At 39.0% G+C, this 17,432-nt stretch carries 17 protein-coding genes and 2 pseudogenes; 18 read left to right on the top strand and 1 reads right to left on the bottom strand.

The window, feature by feature from the left end; genetic code table 11:
• Positions 1-12: 12 nt before the first annotated feature.
• On the bottom strand, positions 13-438 hold the full coding sequence (locus ACSQ8O_RS25925) for an SRPBCC family protein (protein WP_436244006.1): 426 nt from the start codon (positions 436-438) through the stop codon (positions 13-15).
• Between the two features lie 395 nt (positions 439-833).
• Here ACSQ8O_RS25925 and ACSQ8O_RS25920 point away from each other — a divergent pair, with 395 nt between their 5' ends.
• The 18 genes and pseudogenes from ACSQ8O_RS25920 to ACSQ8O_RS25835 all read left to right on the top strand — a co-directional run bounded on the left by ACSQ8O_RS25920 (position 834) and on the right by ACSQ8O_RS25835 (position 17,249).
• A complete protein-coding gene (locus ACSQ8O_RS25920; RefSeq protein WP_436244946.1) occupies positions 834-2,099 on the top strand; it encodes an erythromycin esterase family protein in 1,266 nt (421 codons plus the stop codon).
• Between the two features lie 338 nt (positions 2,100-2,437).
• On the top strand, positions 2,438-3,154 hold the full coding sequence (locus tag ACSQ8O_RS25915; protein ID WP_436244005.1) for a DUF2294 domain-containing protein: 717 nt from the start codon (positions 2,438-2,440) through the stop codon (positions 3,152-3,154).
• Positions 3,155-3,308: 154 nt separating this feature from the next.
• Entirely contained in the window at positions 3,309-4,010 is a 702-nt protein-coding gene (locus tag ACSQ8O_RS25910; protein ID WP_436244004.1) for a Na-translocating system protein MpsC family protein, read from the top strand.
• Positions 4,011-4,118: 108 nt separating this feature from the next.
• On the top strand, positions 4,119-5,513 hold the full coding sequence (locus tag ACSQ8O_RS25905) for a PAS domain S-box protein (RefSeq protein WP_436244003.1): 1,395 nt from the start codon (positions 4,119-4,121) through the stop codon (positions 5,511-5,513).
• Between the two features lie 202 nt (positions 5,514-5,715).
• Complete coding sequence (locus ACSQ8O_RS25900; protein ID WP_436244002.1) at positions 5,716-6,924, top strand: chromate transporter; 1,209 nt, start codon at positions 5,716-5,718, stop codon at positions 6,922-6,924.
• 41 nt (positions 6,925-6,965) lie between these two features.
• Entirely contained in the window at positions 6,966-7,586 is a 621-nt protein-coding gene (locus ACSQ8O_RS25895; RefSeq protein ID WP_436244001.1) for a class I SAM-dependent methyltransferase, read from the top strand.
• 142 nt (positions 7,587-7,728) lie between these two features.
• Positions 7,729-7,887, top strand: coding sequence for a hypothetical protein (locus ACSQ8O_RS25890; RefSeq protein ID WP_436243999.1), 159 nt, complete (start codon positions 7,729-7,731; stop codon positions 7,885-7,887).
• 487 nt (positions 7,888-8,374) lie between these two features.
• The gene (locus tag ACSQ8O_RS25885; RefSeq protein ID WP_436243998.1) at positions 8,375-9,403 is read left to right on the top strand and encodes an aminoglycoside phosphotransferase family protein; all 1,029 of its coding nucleotides are present in this window, start codon (positions 8,375-8,377) and stop codon (positions 9,401-9,403) included.
• 31 nt (positions 9,404-9,434) lie between these two features.
• Positions 9,435-10,151: an aminoglycoside 3'-phosphotransferase gene (locus tag ACSQ8O_RS25880; RefSeq protein ID WP_436243996.1), complete on the top strand. Its 717-nt coding sequence runs from the start codon at positions 9,435-9,437 to the stop codon at positions 10,149-10,151.
• A 206-nt stretch (positions 10,152-10,357) separates the two neighbouring features.
• Positions 10,358-10,687 (top strand): hypothetical protein, encoded by a 330-nt coding sequence (locus tag ACSQ8O_RS25875; protein ID WP_436243995.1) that lies wholly within the window; start codon positions 10,358-10,360, stop codon positions 10,685-10,687.
• A 50-nt stretch (positions 10,688-10,737) separates the two neighbouring features.
• Positions 10,738-11,391 carry a histidine phosphatase family protein gene (locus ACSQ8O_RS25870; RefSeq protein WP_436243994.1) on the top strand — a complete coding sequence of 218 codons (654 nt, stop codon included), beginning with the start codon at positions 10,738-10,740 and terminating at the stop codon, positions 11,389-11,391.
• Between the two features lie 111 nt (positions 11,392-11,502).
• A pseudogene (locus ACSQ8O_RS25865) lies at positions 11,503-11,802 on the top strand (MDR family MFS transporter); the annotation flags it as partial.
• Positions 11,802-12,005: pseudogene (locus ACSQ8O_RS25860) on the top strand (VOC family protein); the annotation flags it as partial. The pseudogenes ACSQ8O_RS25865 and ACSQ8O_RS25860, both read left to right, overlap by 1 nt.
• Positions 12,006-12,502: 497 nt before the next feature.
• Entirely contained in the window at positions 12,503-12,988 is a 486-nt protein-coding gene (locus ACSQ8O_RS25855) for a hypothetical protein (RefSeq protein ID WP_436243993.1), read from the top strand.
• Between the two features lie 451 nt (positions 12,989-13,439).
• Complete coding sequence (locus ACSQ8O_RS25850) at positions 13,440-13,790, top strand: hypothetical protein (protein ID WP_436243992.1); 351 nt, start codon at positions 13,440-13,442, stop codon at positions 13,788-13,790.
• Positions 13,791-14,176: 386 nt separating this feature from the next.
• Positions 14,177-15,916 (top strand): ABC-F family ATP-binding cassette domain-containing protein, encoded by a 1,740-nt coding sequence (locus ACSQ8O_RS25845; protein ID WP_436243991.1) that lies wholly within the window; start codon positions 14,177-14,179, stop codon positions 15,914-15,916.
• A 190-nt stretch (positions 15,917-16,106) separates the two neighbouring features.
• The gene (locus tag ACSQ8O_RS25840) at positions 16,107-16,667 is read left to right on the top strand and encodes a GNAT family N-acetyltransferase (RefSeq protein ID WP_436243990.1); all 561 of its coding nucleotides are present in this window, start codon (positions 16,107-16,109) and stop codon (positions 16,665-16,667) included.
• Between the two features lie 156 nt (positions 16,668-16,823).
• A complete protein-coding gene (locus tag ACSQ8O_RS25835) occupies positions 16,824-17,249 on the top strand; it encodes a DUF1801 domain-containing protein (protein WP_436243989.1) in 426 nt (141 codons plus the stop codon).
• Positions 17,250-17,432: the final 183 nt, after the last annotated feature.

Raw genomic sequence — 17,432 nt, 5'->3', positions numbered from 1 at the left:
TTTATCCTAATCTTATTTAGAAATTTCACAATATTTTTTAAAGTTGTCTAGAAACGCCTGCCAGCCTGCTTTTTGCATCTCAATGGAATTAGTAGTTTCTGCTTCAAAAGATTCAATTACCTTAGTATCGTTTTCTTGACGAATAAAAGTGATTGCAACTTTTCTTCCATCTCCCAAAGTGTAAGAAATAAATTCATTAATTCTCACTTCATCATAAACTCCACCAAGATCAAATCCAAAGCTTCCATCCTTTGCTTCCAATCTTGTAAGAAATTTGCCGCCTACCCTTAAATCATTTTCGGCATTTGGTGCATGCCAATCATCAGAAGCAAAAGACCATTTCGTTATATGCTGCGGTTCTGTCCAGTATTTCCACACTTTTTCAACTGGTACATGTACTGTGGTTTCTACCGTTATTGTTTGATTAACTGTTTCCATTCTAATTACCGCCTCACTATATGTATTTTAGATTATCTATAGTTAATTATACCATTAAACTAATGATTAACCATAATTGGCCATGGGGAAGTAGTATTATTCCTACAAAAGTGACTGATATCGCACTCTCATAAATTTGATGCTAATTTTTATGTTTTTGGAAGATTTAAGATGATCTACAAAAGCGGAAATCAAATGGCGGTCAGCGAATTCTTCGGGAGTCCAAACAGCAAACTAATGATGTTCACTGTTAACCGTTCCCATTCAACTATGGAAGCATGTTCTTGGTATACTAATTTTCAGAAAAAAGCGCTTCCCGTGAAGCGCTTTTTCTTTGTATTTTTGTGCATACTACGTAAGAAAACTCATTATGAATAGGAGTAACTCAAGTGAACATGGATGAACTTATCGTGCAACAGATCAAGAAACAGGCTGTGCCTTTGAACAGTACAGATGACTTGGAGGTATTAATCGAAGCGATTGGCGATAAGAAGTATGTTTTACTTGGTGAAGCCACGCATGGTACTTCCGAATTTTATAAGCTGCGCATGGAATTGAGCCGTAAATTGATTGAAACGAAGGGATTTTCCTTCATAGCGGTTGAAGGGGATTGGCCTTCCTGCTATGAGGTTAACCGGTATGTGAAGCAGTATAAGGATGCGAAACCAAACGCCCGTGCAGTGATGGAAGGGTTCAATCGCTGGCCAACATGGATGTGGGCAAATGAAGAAGTTGGGGAGTTAATAGATTGGTTAAAAAAGCATAATGAAGACAAGCCGATGGCGCAGCGCGTCGGCTTCTATGGACTTGATGTTTATAGTTTATGGGAATCCTTGGAAGAAATTGAACGCTACCTGCAGGAAAAAGGCACACCTGAGCAGTTAGCTTTAGCCCGTAAAGCCTTTGAGTGCTTCGATTCCTATGATAAAGAGGGGCAAAACTACGGCGTTTCTGCGGCTTTCTACGGCGAGAGCTGTAAGGACGATGTCGTGAAATTGCTGAAGGAGCTTCACGTGAGACGAGTGCGGTACGACGAGGATAGCGAAGCCGCCCTTAGTGCAGAATTAAACGCGCTTGTTGCCGTAAACGCGGAGGATTATTACAGTACCATGGTCAAGCATGACGCGGAATCTTGGAACGTCCGCGACCGACACATGGTCGAGGCACTGCGCCGCCTCGCCCTCCACCACGGCTCAGACGCCAAAGTTATCGTCTGGGAGCATAACACACACATTGGCGATGCGCGTGCAACCGATATGATGACCGACGGCATGATCAACGTCGGCCAGCTTATGCGCGAAGCTCACGGCGAAGCCGATGTGTGTGCAATTGGCTTCGGTACTTACCGCGGCACCGTCATTGCCGCGAAATCTTGGGGCGCGCCGATGGCGACGATGCAAGTGCCCGCTGCACAGCAGGGCAGCTGGGAGGAGCTCATGCATCGCGCTGGCGCGTATGATCAGATCCTCCTGCTAAGCAAGGATGATCCGTTACTCGGGCACGAGGTCCTGGGGCACCGTGCCATCGGTGTCGTGTACCGCCCCACTTCAGAGCGAGGGAACTACGTTCCCTCAGTGATGGCTCGGCGGTACGACGCCTTTGTGCATGTGGACGAAAGCCATGCACTTCGTCCATTAACTATAGAAAAAGTGCTTGTGTGAACCCACACAAGCACTTTTTCTTATATGCCGGTGACCATGTGCAAATGACAGTCGTTCCATATTAGCATTTCGGTTATACTATACTTCTGGAAACAAACGGTTGTTTTATTTAGTAAAAGTTATTACAATAAAAATCGGGGTAAAAGACATAATGCTTTAGCCTAAAGTTATCTAGTTTGTTTCTCATATTTTTAATATCGCTTTTGGCATGAATGAACCAGAGACAGCGCTGGACATAAGCCTAAATACAAGTTGTTTCTGACAACTCTATTTAGGCTTTTTTTAATTTCGTAAATACTACACCAAGGTAAAAGATGCATGCTTTACCTAAGTCGAGGATGAATTTTTTGGATAAGAACGTTAAACAATCTCAAAACGAAATTGCAAGTTATGTTGGCAGATTGCTAAGAGATGCTTTTGGAAAAGGTCCTCAATCTGTTTTCGTTAGCATCAACCGCCCTTATATAGTCATTTATTTACGGAATTTCTTGTCGCCAACGGAGAAAATACTTCTTAGGCAGGATCAGCTTCATTCCATTCAGCACACAAGAGACCTGGTGATGAGATCGTTAATCCCGGAAATAAAAGCCTACTTGCTTATTCATACCGGTATGAAAATTTGTGAGTTTTATTATGACTGGGCGCTTCACAATCAATCAGGCGTCTTTGTTGGGATCGAATCAGATGACGACTACAATTTTACGGCAAGCATACATGAGGAATACTTAGGAAGAGAGGCGCTTCATCAAAAAGTTGAACAGATCAGCCATCAGATTCATAAGAGTCCTGAGGACATCTATTCCTGCATGATTAATGAAAGAACACTCTTAGTTATCCGCAAAGGCATTCTGATCAGCATCGGGAAAGAGTTCATTCGACTTGGATTTGAGGAAAGTTTAAAAATAGCTGAGCGCAATCTTGAAAAAAGACATCTGCATAGCAATAACACACATTTTCAGCACATATTAAATTCAGGAATTACGGATGTCTTTACTGATTGTGATTTTCATCTGGATAAAGGCATCATAGTGTTCATTTTAAATCCAAGTCAATAACCCTAGTAGAATTTTTCTGATGTTAGGGATAGAATAGGATAAAAAGAAAAATAATACATTCGAAGGTTTTTTCGTTGTTTTATTTAGTAAAAGTATTTAAAATTAGCATAGGGTGAAAGACAATACGCTTTTGCCTATACCGAGGATGAATGATTTGAACACGACCGAGAAACAGACAAATTATGAAATCGCAGGCCATGTTGGCAGATTACTTCGAGAGGCTTTCGGTAAAGGGCCGGAATCTATTTTCGTAAGTATTAATCGTCCTTTCGTTGTTATCTATTTGCGCAGCTTTTTATCACCGACTGAGAGAATACTTCTTAAGCAGGACCAGATTTTCTCCATTCAAAATACGAGAGACCTCGTGATGAAATCATTAATTCCTGAGATTAAAGCCTATTTGTTATTGCTTGCAGGCATGCAGATTCGGGAGTTTTATTATGATTGGGGATTACATAATCATTCTGGCGTAATGGTAGGCATCGAAACAGATGACGATTCTTTACAAGCCGGTTTGCAGGAAAGGTATACCGGTAAAGAGGAGCTTCACAAGGAAATTGATACGATTAGTTTCCAAGTGCAAAAGAGGCCGGAAGAGCTACATTCTTGTATGATCAATGAAAGAACACTTCTTGTCATTCGAAACGGCATTTTAATTAGCATCGAGAAAGAACTAATTCGGATCGGCCACGAAGAGAGCTTGAAGCTGGCGAAACGTAACCTAGAAAAAAACCACTTACATAACAACAGTCATTTTACCGATATTTTAAAATCGCAGGTGATTGATGTTTTTGTGGATTGGGATTTTCACCTTGATAAAAGCGTCATCGCTTTTATTTTAAATCCAAGTCGATAATTCGGCGGTAATGAGCCAGAGAAAGTGCTGGACATAAGCCTAAATACAAGATGCGAAAGCACCTTTTATTTAGGCTTTTTTGACTTTTTTGTGAGATGAGGAGAGCACATGGTTGATATTCCTGAACAACTTAATGTATTTGATCGAGTCACTGATGCATTTTTTGCAGTTAATAACGATTGGATACTTACATACTTGAACAACGAAGCGTCTAGACTCCTGTTCCATGGGAAAACGGATCTCATTGGTAAATGTTTATGGAATGAATTTCCGAAAGCTTTAAATTTGTCATTTTATGAACACTATATCAAGGCGATTAATGAACAAGTGACTGTGGAATTTGAAGCCAACTTTCCTTCTTTAGAAAAGTGGTTTGATGTGAGGGTCTATCCATCTTCTAATGGTCTTTCGGTATACTTTAAAGATATTACTTGCAAGAAGCGGGTCCTATTACGAAAGGAACAGCATTACGAGTCGCTTTTTAAATATAACCCCGATGCGGTATTTTCGTTTGATCTAAAAGGGAATTACCTTAGTGTTAACCCAGCAACAGAGTGTTTGTTGGGATATCGCGAAGATGAGCTTCTAGACATGACATTTATTCCGCTCATCCCACCTGAAGAATTGGATAAGACGATGAATTACTTTTTGGAAGCAGCCAAGGGCATCACACAGCATTACGAGACGAGAGTTTATCATAAAAACGGGAAGATCCTAGATGTTAAAGTTACCAATATGCCAATCATTGTGAACAATGAACCTATCGGTGTGTACGGGGTTGCGCGAGATATTACACAGGAAAATAAAAATGAATTGCTATTATTAGAGTCTGAACAGCTTACTGCCGTTGGACAGCTCGCCGCTTCAATTGCCCATGAAATCAGAAATCCGCTTACCTCTCTAAAAGGGTTCGTACAGCTGATTGAGAATAAGGTACCGGGGGTCAATAAAGAATATTTTAGTGTTATGATGGAAGAATTGGGTAGGATAGAGAGCATTACGAGTGAATTGCTGTTTTTAGCCAAACCGCAGGCCCAGGAATTTAAGATTGAACAAATGAATAAAATCATTCAGGATGTTGTGCTGCTCCTTGGCTCACAGGCTTTAATCAATAGAATTGAAATCAGAACCGAAAATATAGCCTGCTTACCCGCCATACTATGTATTGGGCAGCAGTTGAAGCAAGTTTTTATTAATCTCATCAAAAATGCGATGGAAGCCATGCCCGGAGGCGGTATCATCCAAATCGTGGCCTCCATCCCAAGTACTTCGCTTATGCTGATCCAGGTCATTGACCAAGGAAAAGGGATTCCAAAGGAGTTAATTTCCAAAATTGGCTCTCCCTTTTATACAACGAAAGAGAATGGGACCGGCCTTGGCATGATGACAACAATCAAGATTATCAAATCACACGGTGGGAACGTTAACATATCTAGCATCGAAGGACAGGGGACTAGGATTGATATATATTTGCCGGTTGATTCTTCGGTTTCTGCAAGCTAAACGGGACAAGTGGGGATGATCTGAATAGCTCTCGATCGAGCCTAATGGCTGGCACGTTCGACGTACTGGGCTACTGGCACTATGGATGGCTATTTTAAGTGATACGGGGGCAGTATTGCTTGTTATTTTAAACAGCATACGATAATAAAGTAATTAACGTGAAAAGAGGCAAAGAAGTAAAATGGGTGAGCAGCCTAATATAATGAATAATGAGTCCAAATTAGAAGTTAAGGAAAAACCAAAAGGATCAATACTAGAAGTCCTTGGGGTATCTCTAAAGCTCGGACTTACATCATTTGGTGGACCTATCGCGCATATAGGATACTTTCGCGATGAATATGTTAGCCGAAGAAAATGGTTAGATGAAAAAAGCTATGCTGATTTGGTTGCACTTTGCCAGTTCCTTCCTGGTCCAGCCAGTAGTCAAGTAGGGATATCTATCGGGATGATTCGTGCAGGATTGCTAGGAGGCATCGCATCTTGGATTGGATTTACATTACCCTCTGTAATAGCTCTCATGGCTTTCGCTTACTTTCTCCGTGGATATGATGTGGGGGGAGCTGGTTGGCTTCACGGACTAATGATCGCTGCCGTTGCTGTTGTTGCTCAAGCTGTCTGGGGAATGGCTCGAACGCTTGCTCCTGATCGTGTACGAGGAACGATTGCAATTCTTGTCACCATTCTCTCCCTAGTATGGCCTTCTGCGTATGGTCAAATCTTTCTCATTGCGGCTGCGGGCTTGTTTGGTAGGTTATTCTTACCGAAAGATGGTATACCAGAAGGACCTAAAGTAAGTATTCGCATAAGTCGACGGATTGCTGTTTTATCATGGATATTGTTCTTGGGCCTTCTGATAGGTTTGCCACTTTTACGACAAATGACGTCCTCGTATTGGGTAGCTGTATTCGATAGCTTTTATCGCGTCGGATCTCTTGTATTTGGAGGAGGTCATGTCGTCCTACCGATGCTTCAAGCCGAATTAGTCCCAATAGGCTGGATTACCGACTCTCAGTTTTTGACAGGATATGGCGCAGCTCAAGCAGTACCTGGTCCATTATTCACCTTTTCAGCTTATTTAGGAACGGTGATGAATGGATGGCAGGGAGCACTAGTAGCCGTTATCGCTATATTTTTTCCCTCATTTCTGCTTATTACGGGTTCATTACCTTTTTGGGATGCAATTCGTAATCACCCCAATTTTCAATCGATATTAAAGGGTGTTAACGCAGCAGTAGTAGGTATTTTACTAGCCGCCTTGTATAATCCTGTTTGGACAAGTGCAATTCACACTCCTTACGACTTTGGTCTTGTTGTTGCGGCATTTGGATTACTGATGTTATGGAAACTTCCAACATGGTTGATTGTACTTTTCTCCGCTGTTGGAGGTACGGTAATCTCAGTGCTTTCTTGACTCCATTTTTTGTGGATTCATTCGATTCATGGAGGTGTGCTGTGAGTAAAGAAAAATTAATCCGTAAATTCGATAAACAATCCAACATATATGAGACGAGAAGAAAGAAACAATCTGAGCGTAGATGGCGATCCACATTGCTAGGCAGCGCAAAGGGAAAGGTACTGGAGATTGCCGTCGGTGCTGGAGCAAATTTTAGCTTTTACCCTAAAGATGTTGAGGTGACAGCTGTAGACTTTAGTAGTGAAATGTTATCCAAAGCCAAAGTTTCTGCGACAGAGAGTGGAATTCGGGCGACGTTCATGCAATCAGATATTGAATCGCTCTCTTTTCCCGATAGCTCATTTGATACAATCGTATCCACATTATCCTTTTGCGGCTATGACAATCCTGTTCAAGTATTGCAATCATTAAACTCCTTTTGCAAACCAGGTGGCCAAATACTGTTAATGGAGCATGGTCTTAGTTCGAATCGATGGATTAATAGAACCCAAAAGTTAATAGAGCCTATGTTCAATCGATTAGTGGGCTGTCATCTGGATCGTAATATCATGGATATTCTTGCGGAGTCAAAAGTAAGTGTTCACCGTGTGGAAAGGTACATATATAACACCATTCATCTGGTGTGGGCATCACCAAATAAGAACTCAATTCAAGATTGAGTTGTTCGTGTAAACTGACGATTTGTCATTTAGATTACTTGCGCAGATTGAATCATTTTCGTTATTGTCAAAAATGGTAAATAGGATAAGTTTAAAGCATGCATGTGGATAAACTTTCTTCTAAGTTATAGGAGGTGACATTATGGTATTGAGTTTAGGTTATTTAATATTGCTGATTTTTTTAATCGGTTGTTCTAAAACTGATACCAACGTGATCAAGTTACCTTCAAAAGGTTTATGGAGATTAGAAGCTAATATAGATGAAAAACCATTCGGTATCGTGGTAGTAGAAGTACACTAATAACTTGACATTGATCGGTATAATACTAACGCAGTTACTTACGAAAAACGATAATTTAATATACCGCGGTAATCTGTGACTTTTTTCCACGTCCAAGGCTACCGCGGTTTTATTTATTGTGAAAGTCCAAACTTTAGGTTAGGGGAGATTTGTGTCGTTCGTTAGGTGTCCAATGACACAAATCCTCCAACATTGTAGTCTAGCGACACAAATTCACCTATTTTATAGGAGTTCGATATTCGGGTCGGATACTTCTAGAAATTCCGATTGCCGACAAGATAACCTTAACCGCTCTGCTTACGGGCAGAATAGTTATAATTAAAGTCTTCCCAACATAAAGGATTACATTTGCTATAATCATCTGAGCAGCTGGTATAACGGCTGTCGTTTTCTCAATAGATGGGTATCTATGCCCAGCAACATGATAACGAGTATATCCAGGATAATACGCGCTACCTCATCGACAAAGAAGAAAATGGAGGAATAAATGAATATTAAACTTGAAAAGCTGATTTATGCTTTAAACCAACGGTTCAAGAAGAATATCATCTCCACCGAGTGCCAAACTATGCCGTTACAGGGCGGAACTGTGGGAAAGGTTTACCTGGTAACGGGGATCGCCGAAACCGTGGATGGCGAAAAATTGCCTTACCGTATAGTGCTGAAAATCCAGAACAAATGGGAGCGTTACGGCGATCCGGGTTCATGGCGTCGAGAATATGATCTTTATTCGTCTGACTTGGGAGCGACTTTCTCGCAAGCCCTCCGCTGGCCGACATGTTATCACGCCGAGTACAATGCCAAAGGTAATGAATACCATCTGTGGCTGGAATATATCGATGGCGTAACCGGTTTAGACTTGACCCGTGACAAGTATGAAAAGGCCGCGCTGGAGTTAGGGCGCTTTCAGGGCAAGCTGTATGCTGTGCAACCCGCCGTGCTGCAGAGCCTGACCAACCTGAGTTATGCGGATCTCATGAAGAATACGTATTTGCATTACCGGTCATGGCCGATCGTCTACGATTATATACGATCGGAGGACTGCGAATTGCCTCTGCACATCCGGCAAATGCTCATCGACATCGATGAGCAAGCAGACGAAATATTCGCCCGTATTGAAAAATTGCCCCTCGTTCTGTGTCATCGGGACTTTTGGGTAAACAATCTTATCTACGCTGACGGGAATTTCGCGCTTATCGATTGGGATACCTGCGGATGGGGTTACCTGGGCGAGGATCTCGCAAGTCTGATTGCGGATGATCCGAATATCGATCACATGGTCGAACATTACCAACGATGTATCCCTGCGTATTATAAGGGCTTTTCGGAGTTTGTCGATGTATCCCGAATTGCTGATCATTGTGTCTACGAGATAATCCTTCTCGTATTCGGGTACAGGCTTGTGGAAGGGTATCTCCACACAGAGGCTGATGATGAGAAGATGAAGCGTGTCCATACTCTCCAAAAAATCTATGAAATGAAGACCATACCCTTGATGGTCACATCTGGTACATAGCCTAAAGTAACGGGTAAGGGGGGACGAGCAAATGGAAAGGCGAGAAATATCTTTTGATATAGAAACGGTACCGAATGCCATAAAACAATACATTAAAAATTCCAATATATATGATAGCAGTTGTTCAGAAAATGCAAAAACGTTATTTGTGAAAGGATTAGATAACTCTTTTCTTAAGATTAGTAAAAAAGGCAGTTTAGAACGAGAATTTAGAATGACCTCGTTCTTACATAGTCATAACGTTGCCCCTAAAGTTATGGCATTTGAATCCGATCAGGATAATGATTATTTTTTAACCGAAGCAATAACAGGAGAAGATGGAGTATCAGGAGTTCATCTTAAGTACCCAAATAAATTAGCTACTGTTTTGGGAGAAAATTTGAGGATGTTACATTCAATCTCAACAGTCAATTGTCCTTATGATAATAGGACTTCAGAATTACTGGATGAACAATCCGAGATAAGCTATGATCTTAAAAAATTAATTACTTTTACTGCTAAAAATAATGTCATCATCCACGGGGACTATTGTTTGCCTAACATCATCATGGATAACTTTTCATTTAAAGGATTTATTGATCTTGGATATGGTGGTGTGGGAGACAGACATTATGATATCTGTTGGGGAATTTGGACTCTTAATCACAATTTTAAGACAAATATTTATAGAGATTTATTTTTAGATGCATACGGTAGAGAAGATATGGATATCGAACGATTGACATATTTTACTCAATTGATAGGATAATGTAATAAACCGTACTTTGACACACATTGAACTCACGAGGAACGTTAGTTCAACATCTAAAGGGCTGCCGTGTGGCAGCCCTTTACTCCGCTAACGGGAGGATAGTTGAATCGTTGCACGAATACCTCTAATCTGGGGAATTTGCGAAATTCATAAATCTGGCGTTATATGCAATGCCCTAAATATACTTGTTCGGGGTGAAATACATGAAGATTAGATGTAGATGTGGAGATATCATCGTAGATCAAACGGATTTTCATTCAAATAAAGGATACCTCATTTCAGATCAAGATTTTTTCGACTTCTTAGACGCAGTAGATAACGCAATAGAAAAATCAGGACCAACAGCAAAAGATAAAGAGCGAGCCGTAATGAGTATTAGATATCTTATTGGTGAATTACAAAAAACAGTTTACCAGTGTTTCACTTGTGGACGTATGTATATAAATACAAAGGAGAATGGACTCAAAGAATTTACAGCAGATGAACATTCTCAAGGAAGCAGTATTCTTTCATCTGCGAAAGGAGACCAATAATTGGAGATTAGGACGATTCAATTAAGGGATAACAATAAAGTAATACACTCATGGAAACCAATTTAATATCAATTGAAAGTTACTCGATGATGAGGTCACATGTTATAGCTGAAACCATTGCAGAGCAGATAAAGAAAGAAGTGAAAAAAATGAAAACGGTTATTTACTTTGTCAGACATGCCGAATCTCCATACATTGAAGATATGGAGAGAACAAGAGGACTATCTGATAAAGGCAAATTAGATGCACTAAAGATCAAATCAGTACTAAAATATGAAGGAATCGATATTTTTATTTCTAGTCCGTATGAAAGAGCCATTCAAACGATTAAACACGCAGCTGGTACTAGAAAGATTGTAACTTTTGAAGATCTTAAAGAAAGAGAAATAGGTAAGATTGGAGAAATGAATTTTAGGGAAGCAAAACTGAAAGTTTATAAAGACATTTATTACTCATTTCCTGATGGTGAATCGACCATCAGTGCTCAAGGAAGAGCAATAAAAACAATAGTAAAAATATTAAATGAATATAGAGAAAAGAAAATTGTAATCGGGACACATGGGGATATAATGACCTTGATTTTGAATTATTTTAATAACCAATTTGACTTTGAATTTTGGGAATCAACTTCGATGCCGGACATTTATAAATTAGAATTTAAAGATCACGAATTAATAGAAGTTAAGAGGCTTTGGTTGGAGTAGCTCGAATAAAATTAATTTGAAGTAATATCATCGTCGGGATAGACATACGAATACTTTTACGGGACACTCTATACAGTGGCATAGTGGCACCACCGGAGGTCAGACAACGCTATGAGAATTCGGGATTGGGACCGCAATTTAAAACTTCGCTTAGGCGTGGAGTTTGCTTTTAACGTCGTCTTTTGGACGTTTTTTCCTTTTTTGGCTATCTTTTTTGCTGACTCATTCGGGAAAGGCTGGGCAGGCGTGCTGCTCGTCCTGTCCCAAGCGCTATCCGTCGCAGGCAATTTGCTAGACGGATACGCAGCTGATCGGCGGGGCCGCAAACGAATGATGGTGCTGGCAGCTTGTACGCAAGGCATCGGCTATGGCATATTTGCAATTGCCTCTTCACCGTGGGTTTCCTGGCCATAATGATTAGTCTCGTTATTGATGATAAACAGACACTGGAGAAATACTTTTCTAATTTGTCTGTCGGTGGTTATGTTATCATGCCATTAGCAGAAATGCCTTGATCTTCGTGCTTCGGAATGTTGGCTGATAAATTTGGTGTTGTTTGGAAATTTAATAGTGACGCAGATAAGTTCCTTGATAAAGTTATTTCCAACAAATAGTAATGATTTTAAAAATGGTCTTGCAACTAAAGGCCATTTTTTATTATTCCTTTTAAATAACAGGTGTACTATCTAGATCAGGAAGATATTGAAAAAGCCATTAGTTTGTTTATACATTGTTTTTCCATTATTGGTATATGCTAACCTTGAAAAAAGTGAAAGTTAAAGTAGTTCCTGACAAAGCGATACAGAAGTCGGATGATATCCTTGTCCGCATCACCACAACGACGATATGTGGCTCGGACCTTCATCTTTGTAACGGAGAAATTCCTAGCATCCCAAAGGATTTCATAATTGGACCCGTAGGCTTGCCGTTGCTTAAGCTGCGAGGTCGAGGTTTAGGAGCATTATTCAGGATGGCCACTGCCCGAATTATATCGTCAGATTAAGGAAAATGTGTTTGATCCGACTGATGTGGTCAGCCATAGGCTTAAATTAAGTGACACAGAACACGCATATAAAATTTAACAAAAATAGGTAAGGAGCGATTAAAGATAATGACCGAATTAGAGCTATTAAACACAGAGGAAATAACAAGAGAAGATTTTGAAAAGGAGTATAAGGCATATATGGAATCACAGTGTACTCTTGAGTTTGTGCTAAACAATCAATCAACAATTTACGTTTGCAAGATCGGATTGGCACAAGGAGCTAACACTAATGATGCCGAGCCTGGCAGGAATCTTAAAACTGGTAACGTTGCTATAGGTGTTGAACTTCTGCCAGGCAATATAAGTACTGTAAATATTATTGACAGAAAAGTAGCTGCAAATATAGCAAATCTTTCTCTCATATATAGAATTATTGCTTCTGGGGAAGAGCTTGTAACGGACTTTGAGGAAGTTCGTGCGCCAAATGACGAATATCTAACTTATGTTTCGTGGACAATAAAGGATCCGGAGAATTTCGAACAGGAAAATTATCCAAAACCAGAAATTGAAGTGATTATTAAAACAAATAAAACAACAACAACAGTCGGGTGACTATAACTTTATCTCATTAATGGACGCGCAAATCTGCGACATCAATTCATCTATTTATAGTAAATTCGATTTTTGGATCGAATCACAAAAAAATCTCCGTTTGCCGACAAATTAACCTTATCCGTTAAGCTCTAAGACGTAAAGAATATAATAAAAGTCGACCCCCTAAAAAATATAAAAAGCGACCCACAGCCCGTTGCTGTGGGTCGCTTTTTGTTATTAAGCTTATGAGGAGGATCACGTAGTTAAGTGTAAGTAATTTGTGGTTAAGTAAGATTTTTTCCAGTAAATGCATTTCTATATGGGTGGAGTGAATAAAGAGTGGAGGATGAAAATCCATCCAAGGATCGGATCTTGGTATTGTTAGTGTAAAGACCACGGAGGAACGCTGTTTCAAACAAGCCATATTAGCTTTAATAGGAAGTAGTCTATAGGAAAAGGAGTGTTTGGAATGTCTACTATACATACACTATACGTCTCTGTATCCAACAAAAGTCTTGATAGGGAAGCTTCAATGAATGAACAGCTTGAGGTCCGCGGGACAGAGGAAGAGCTCGAAAAGCTACGTCATATGCTTGAGCAACTACAGCGGGACGATGAAGTGACCCAATTCAGAGCTCCAATTCCGTATAAATCCGCCGATCACGATAAAGCAACGGATCAATTTAACGATGATCTGCTCAAACTCTATCAATTAATCTACAAGTTGGGAACTGACAGGACGAAGGCTCATATTCATGATATGAACATACTTAATAAGCTGCAAAATACCGATTACGAAGATCCCGGCTACGAGCGTTAATTGGACATGGAGGTAATCGAGAAATTCTCGATATTAGAAAAACACCAAAATAAGCCTTTCGTTTCGACGGAAGGCTTATTAGCTAGATTATTCTTTTTTATAAGAAAATAGGACATAGTCCCACCAATTCCAATACTACCAACCCGGCTAGTCAAACTCAAAAAAAAACGTCTATTTGTATAACCTTCTAAATCTAGTATCTGGCTATTCAACAGGCGTGATCATATTGTTCTAAGTTGTATTTTTCGATTTAACAAACAATGTTAATGTGAATTGATTGAAGTTGTTTGTAACAAGTGTTATTCTAACAACGGTAAACTCGAAATCTGTGCTTTTCAATACATCTACTAATAGTCACTAATTTAGTTATAAAGAAAGGTAATATTATGATAAAAGTTGAAAACTTGTCCTTCTCATTTCCGCAAAAAGAACTATATAAAAACATTTCATTTACGCTTGAAGAGGCACAACATTGCGCTTTTATAGGAACAAGCGGCAGTGGGAAAAGTACACTGATCGATATACTGATGGATCCAGAAAGATATTTGTTCGAGGGCATGTTAGAAATAGATCCGACTTGCAAAATTAGGCATGTAAGTCAATTCCCACAATTCGACAAAACGAAAGAAACAACAGTTTTTGAATATATTGGGGAAGAATTTATTAAGATACAAGATGAAATAACATCTATTTGTACGGAAATGGAAACATCATCGGATATGGATGCGTTATTAGAAAAGTATCAATTAGCTTTAGACACATTTGATTCAATCGGTGGGGCTGATTTTGAAAGCAACATTAATAAGAAACTAAATCTCGCAAACCTCATGAAGCTAAAAGATCTTAGGGTATCCGACCTGAGTGGTGGGGAATTCAAACTTATTCAAGTGATGAAGGAAATGCTTAGTAGACCAGATTTACTGATTATGGACGAACCAGATGTATTTTTAGACTTTGAAAACCTAAATGCGCTTAAAAATCTGATTAACTCTCACAAAGGAATGCTGCTAGTCGTTACGCACAACCGATATCTATTGAATCATTGTTTCAACAAAATTATTCACCTTGAAAACATGGAGATCCAAGAGTTTGATGGGCGGTATATTGCGTATAATTTCTCATTACTTCAGACAAAAATTGAGTTGCAAGAAATCGCAGTCGCTGAACAAGAAGAAATTGAGAGATACGATAACATTATTGATAATCTTAGAGCTATCGCAACGTATAATTCAGAAGCATCTAGAGGGAGAGCATTAAAAGCTAGAGTTAGGTTTCAAGAAAGATTGGAAGCGCGTAGAATTAAAGCGCCATTTGTTGATATTAAGCAACCGAATATTAGTTTTGGTATTGAAAATGAGATTGAAGACACCATTGTTGTAAATGTCAATAATTATCGAGTTACGTTTGATGAGTTGCTTTTAGACAATGTTAACTTTGAGATAAAATCTACGGATAAAGTAGCCATTATTGGTCCAAACGGTACCGGGAAAACGACTTTACTTCGAGATATCTTTAAAAATAATCAGGCTTCAATTGAAATAAATGCTGATGTTAAAGTGGCTTATCTATCTCAGAATCAAGGAGAAGTACTAAAGGATTCTAATACAATACTAGAAGAATTCATCGATGCTGGGTTTAAAACTTATGATGAGGTTAGATCATATATTTCCAACTATGGCTTTGAAGGAGAAATCGTTAATCAGAAGATAGCCTCTTTATCTGGTGGAGAAAAAAATATGCTGCAATTGGCTAAAGTTTCTGCCAGTAAGGCAAACGTATTGCTTCTTGATGAACCGACAAGCCATTTGGACACCTATACACAAATAGCACTGGAAAAAGCTATTGAAGACTATAAAGGTGCGATTCTTATGATTTCTCATGATTTCTACTCTGTTGTAAATGGTATGGATTATGTTTTAATCATTGACGATAAGACGATTAGAAAAATGAGTATGCGAAAATTTAGACAGATGATTTATGCTAGTCATTTTGATAGAGACTATTTAGAAACGGAACAAAATAAAAAATCGCTTGAAATGAAAATAGAATTGGCTTTAAAAGATACTAATTTTGAACTTGCAAAAGTATTGGTTGATGAGCTAGAAGAGCTGATTAAGTTGCTTTAAATCATTACGCTCGATTAAATCGATCCTGCAAACTAATTGTCGGTCGACAAGAACATTGTCCGAATGAAGTCCGTGTAAACCGCGGGCTTTTTTAGTTATGGGCAGATTTGGTAATGCGTATCAGGTTATTATTTGGTAGCATTAGTTTATGGTTGTTTTGTTTGCTAGAAATAAACCAAAGGGGGATGTCATGAAACCAATTATGATTGATTTTCCAGATGAGTTTCATACTGAACGATTAGTAATTAGAATGCCAAAACATGGGGATGGTAAGGTTGTTTTTGAAGCCGTTAATGCTTCGATAAATGAGTTGAAACCTTGGTTAAAGTTTGCTCAAAACGAACAAACCGAATATGATATTGAACTTGCAGTTAGAGAGGCACATGTAAGATTTATAAGTCGTGAAAATCTAAGATTCCTTGTCTTTTTAAAAGAAACGGGGCAATTTGTTGCTACGTCAAGCTTACATAACATAGATTGGGATGTACGGAAATTTGAAATTGGATATTGGATAAATACACTTTTTAGTTGCAATGGGTATATGACTGAAGCAGTTGAAGGTATTTGTAATTTTGCTTTTAGTCAGTTGAATGCCCGAAGATTGGAAATACGTTGCGATACTAAAAATACTAGAAGTAAGTTAATACCTGAACGATTACACTTTGAACTTGAGGGTATTATCAAGAACGAAGATTTATCGGTTGATGGAAGCGAATTGAGGGACACATACATTTTTGCAAAGATACAATGATGACATGTTTTATTAGACTATCGGATAACTATAGCTTCATAAATCAATATTTTCAAGGCTGCCGCGGCGGCCATTTTTTGCGTAATATGGCAGGATAATGGAATGAAGTAACAAATATGTTGTATTAACAAATAATATAAAAGGGGGGCATTTAAAATGAACGTACAAGAACAAATCGAAAAGTATATTACCAGCCAAGCTGAACCAAAACGTAGTGATATGCAAGAGTTGCACCGCATCATTCTACAAGTAATGCCAGTATGTAAATTATGGTTCTTGGATGGTAAAAACAATGAAAATATAACTGTTTCAAATCCTAATATAGGATATGGATTTCACACCATAAAATATGCTGATGGAAGCTCCAGAGAGTTTTATCAAATTGGTATCAGTGCAAACAAAACCGGAATCTCTGTCTATATCCTAGGTATTAAAGATAAGAAATACTTAACCCATACATATGGGAAAAAAATCGGTAAGGCGAGTGTGAGTGGATATTGCATTAAGTTCAAAACGCTAAAAGATATAAACATTGATATACTTGAAGCCGCAATACGGTTTGGGGTTGAGGCGACACGATAACGAACTTCTAACGTTAGTTTAATGGCATCAGAATGAGGCTACCGATAGATAGGATTCGGTAGCTTTTGCTGCGTTTAATGTCCTACATTGTAGTCTAGTAACACAAATCCTCCTTTTTATAGGAGTTCGATTTTTAAGTTTGAATCAAACAAGAAAATATCCTTCCTTAATTGCTGCGAACAA

This window comes from Paenibacillus sp. LjRoot56, from assembly GCF_964253335.1.
GTDB classification, from domain to species: domain Bacteria; phylum Bacillota; class Bacilli; order Paenibacillales; family NBRC-103111; genus Paenibacillus_E; species Paenibacillus_E allorhizoplanae.
The sequence above is the reverse complement of the archived record's forward strand: the minus strand, read 5'-3'. Positions and strand labels throughout refer to the sequence as shown.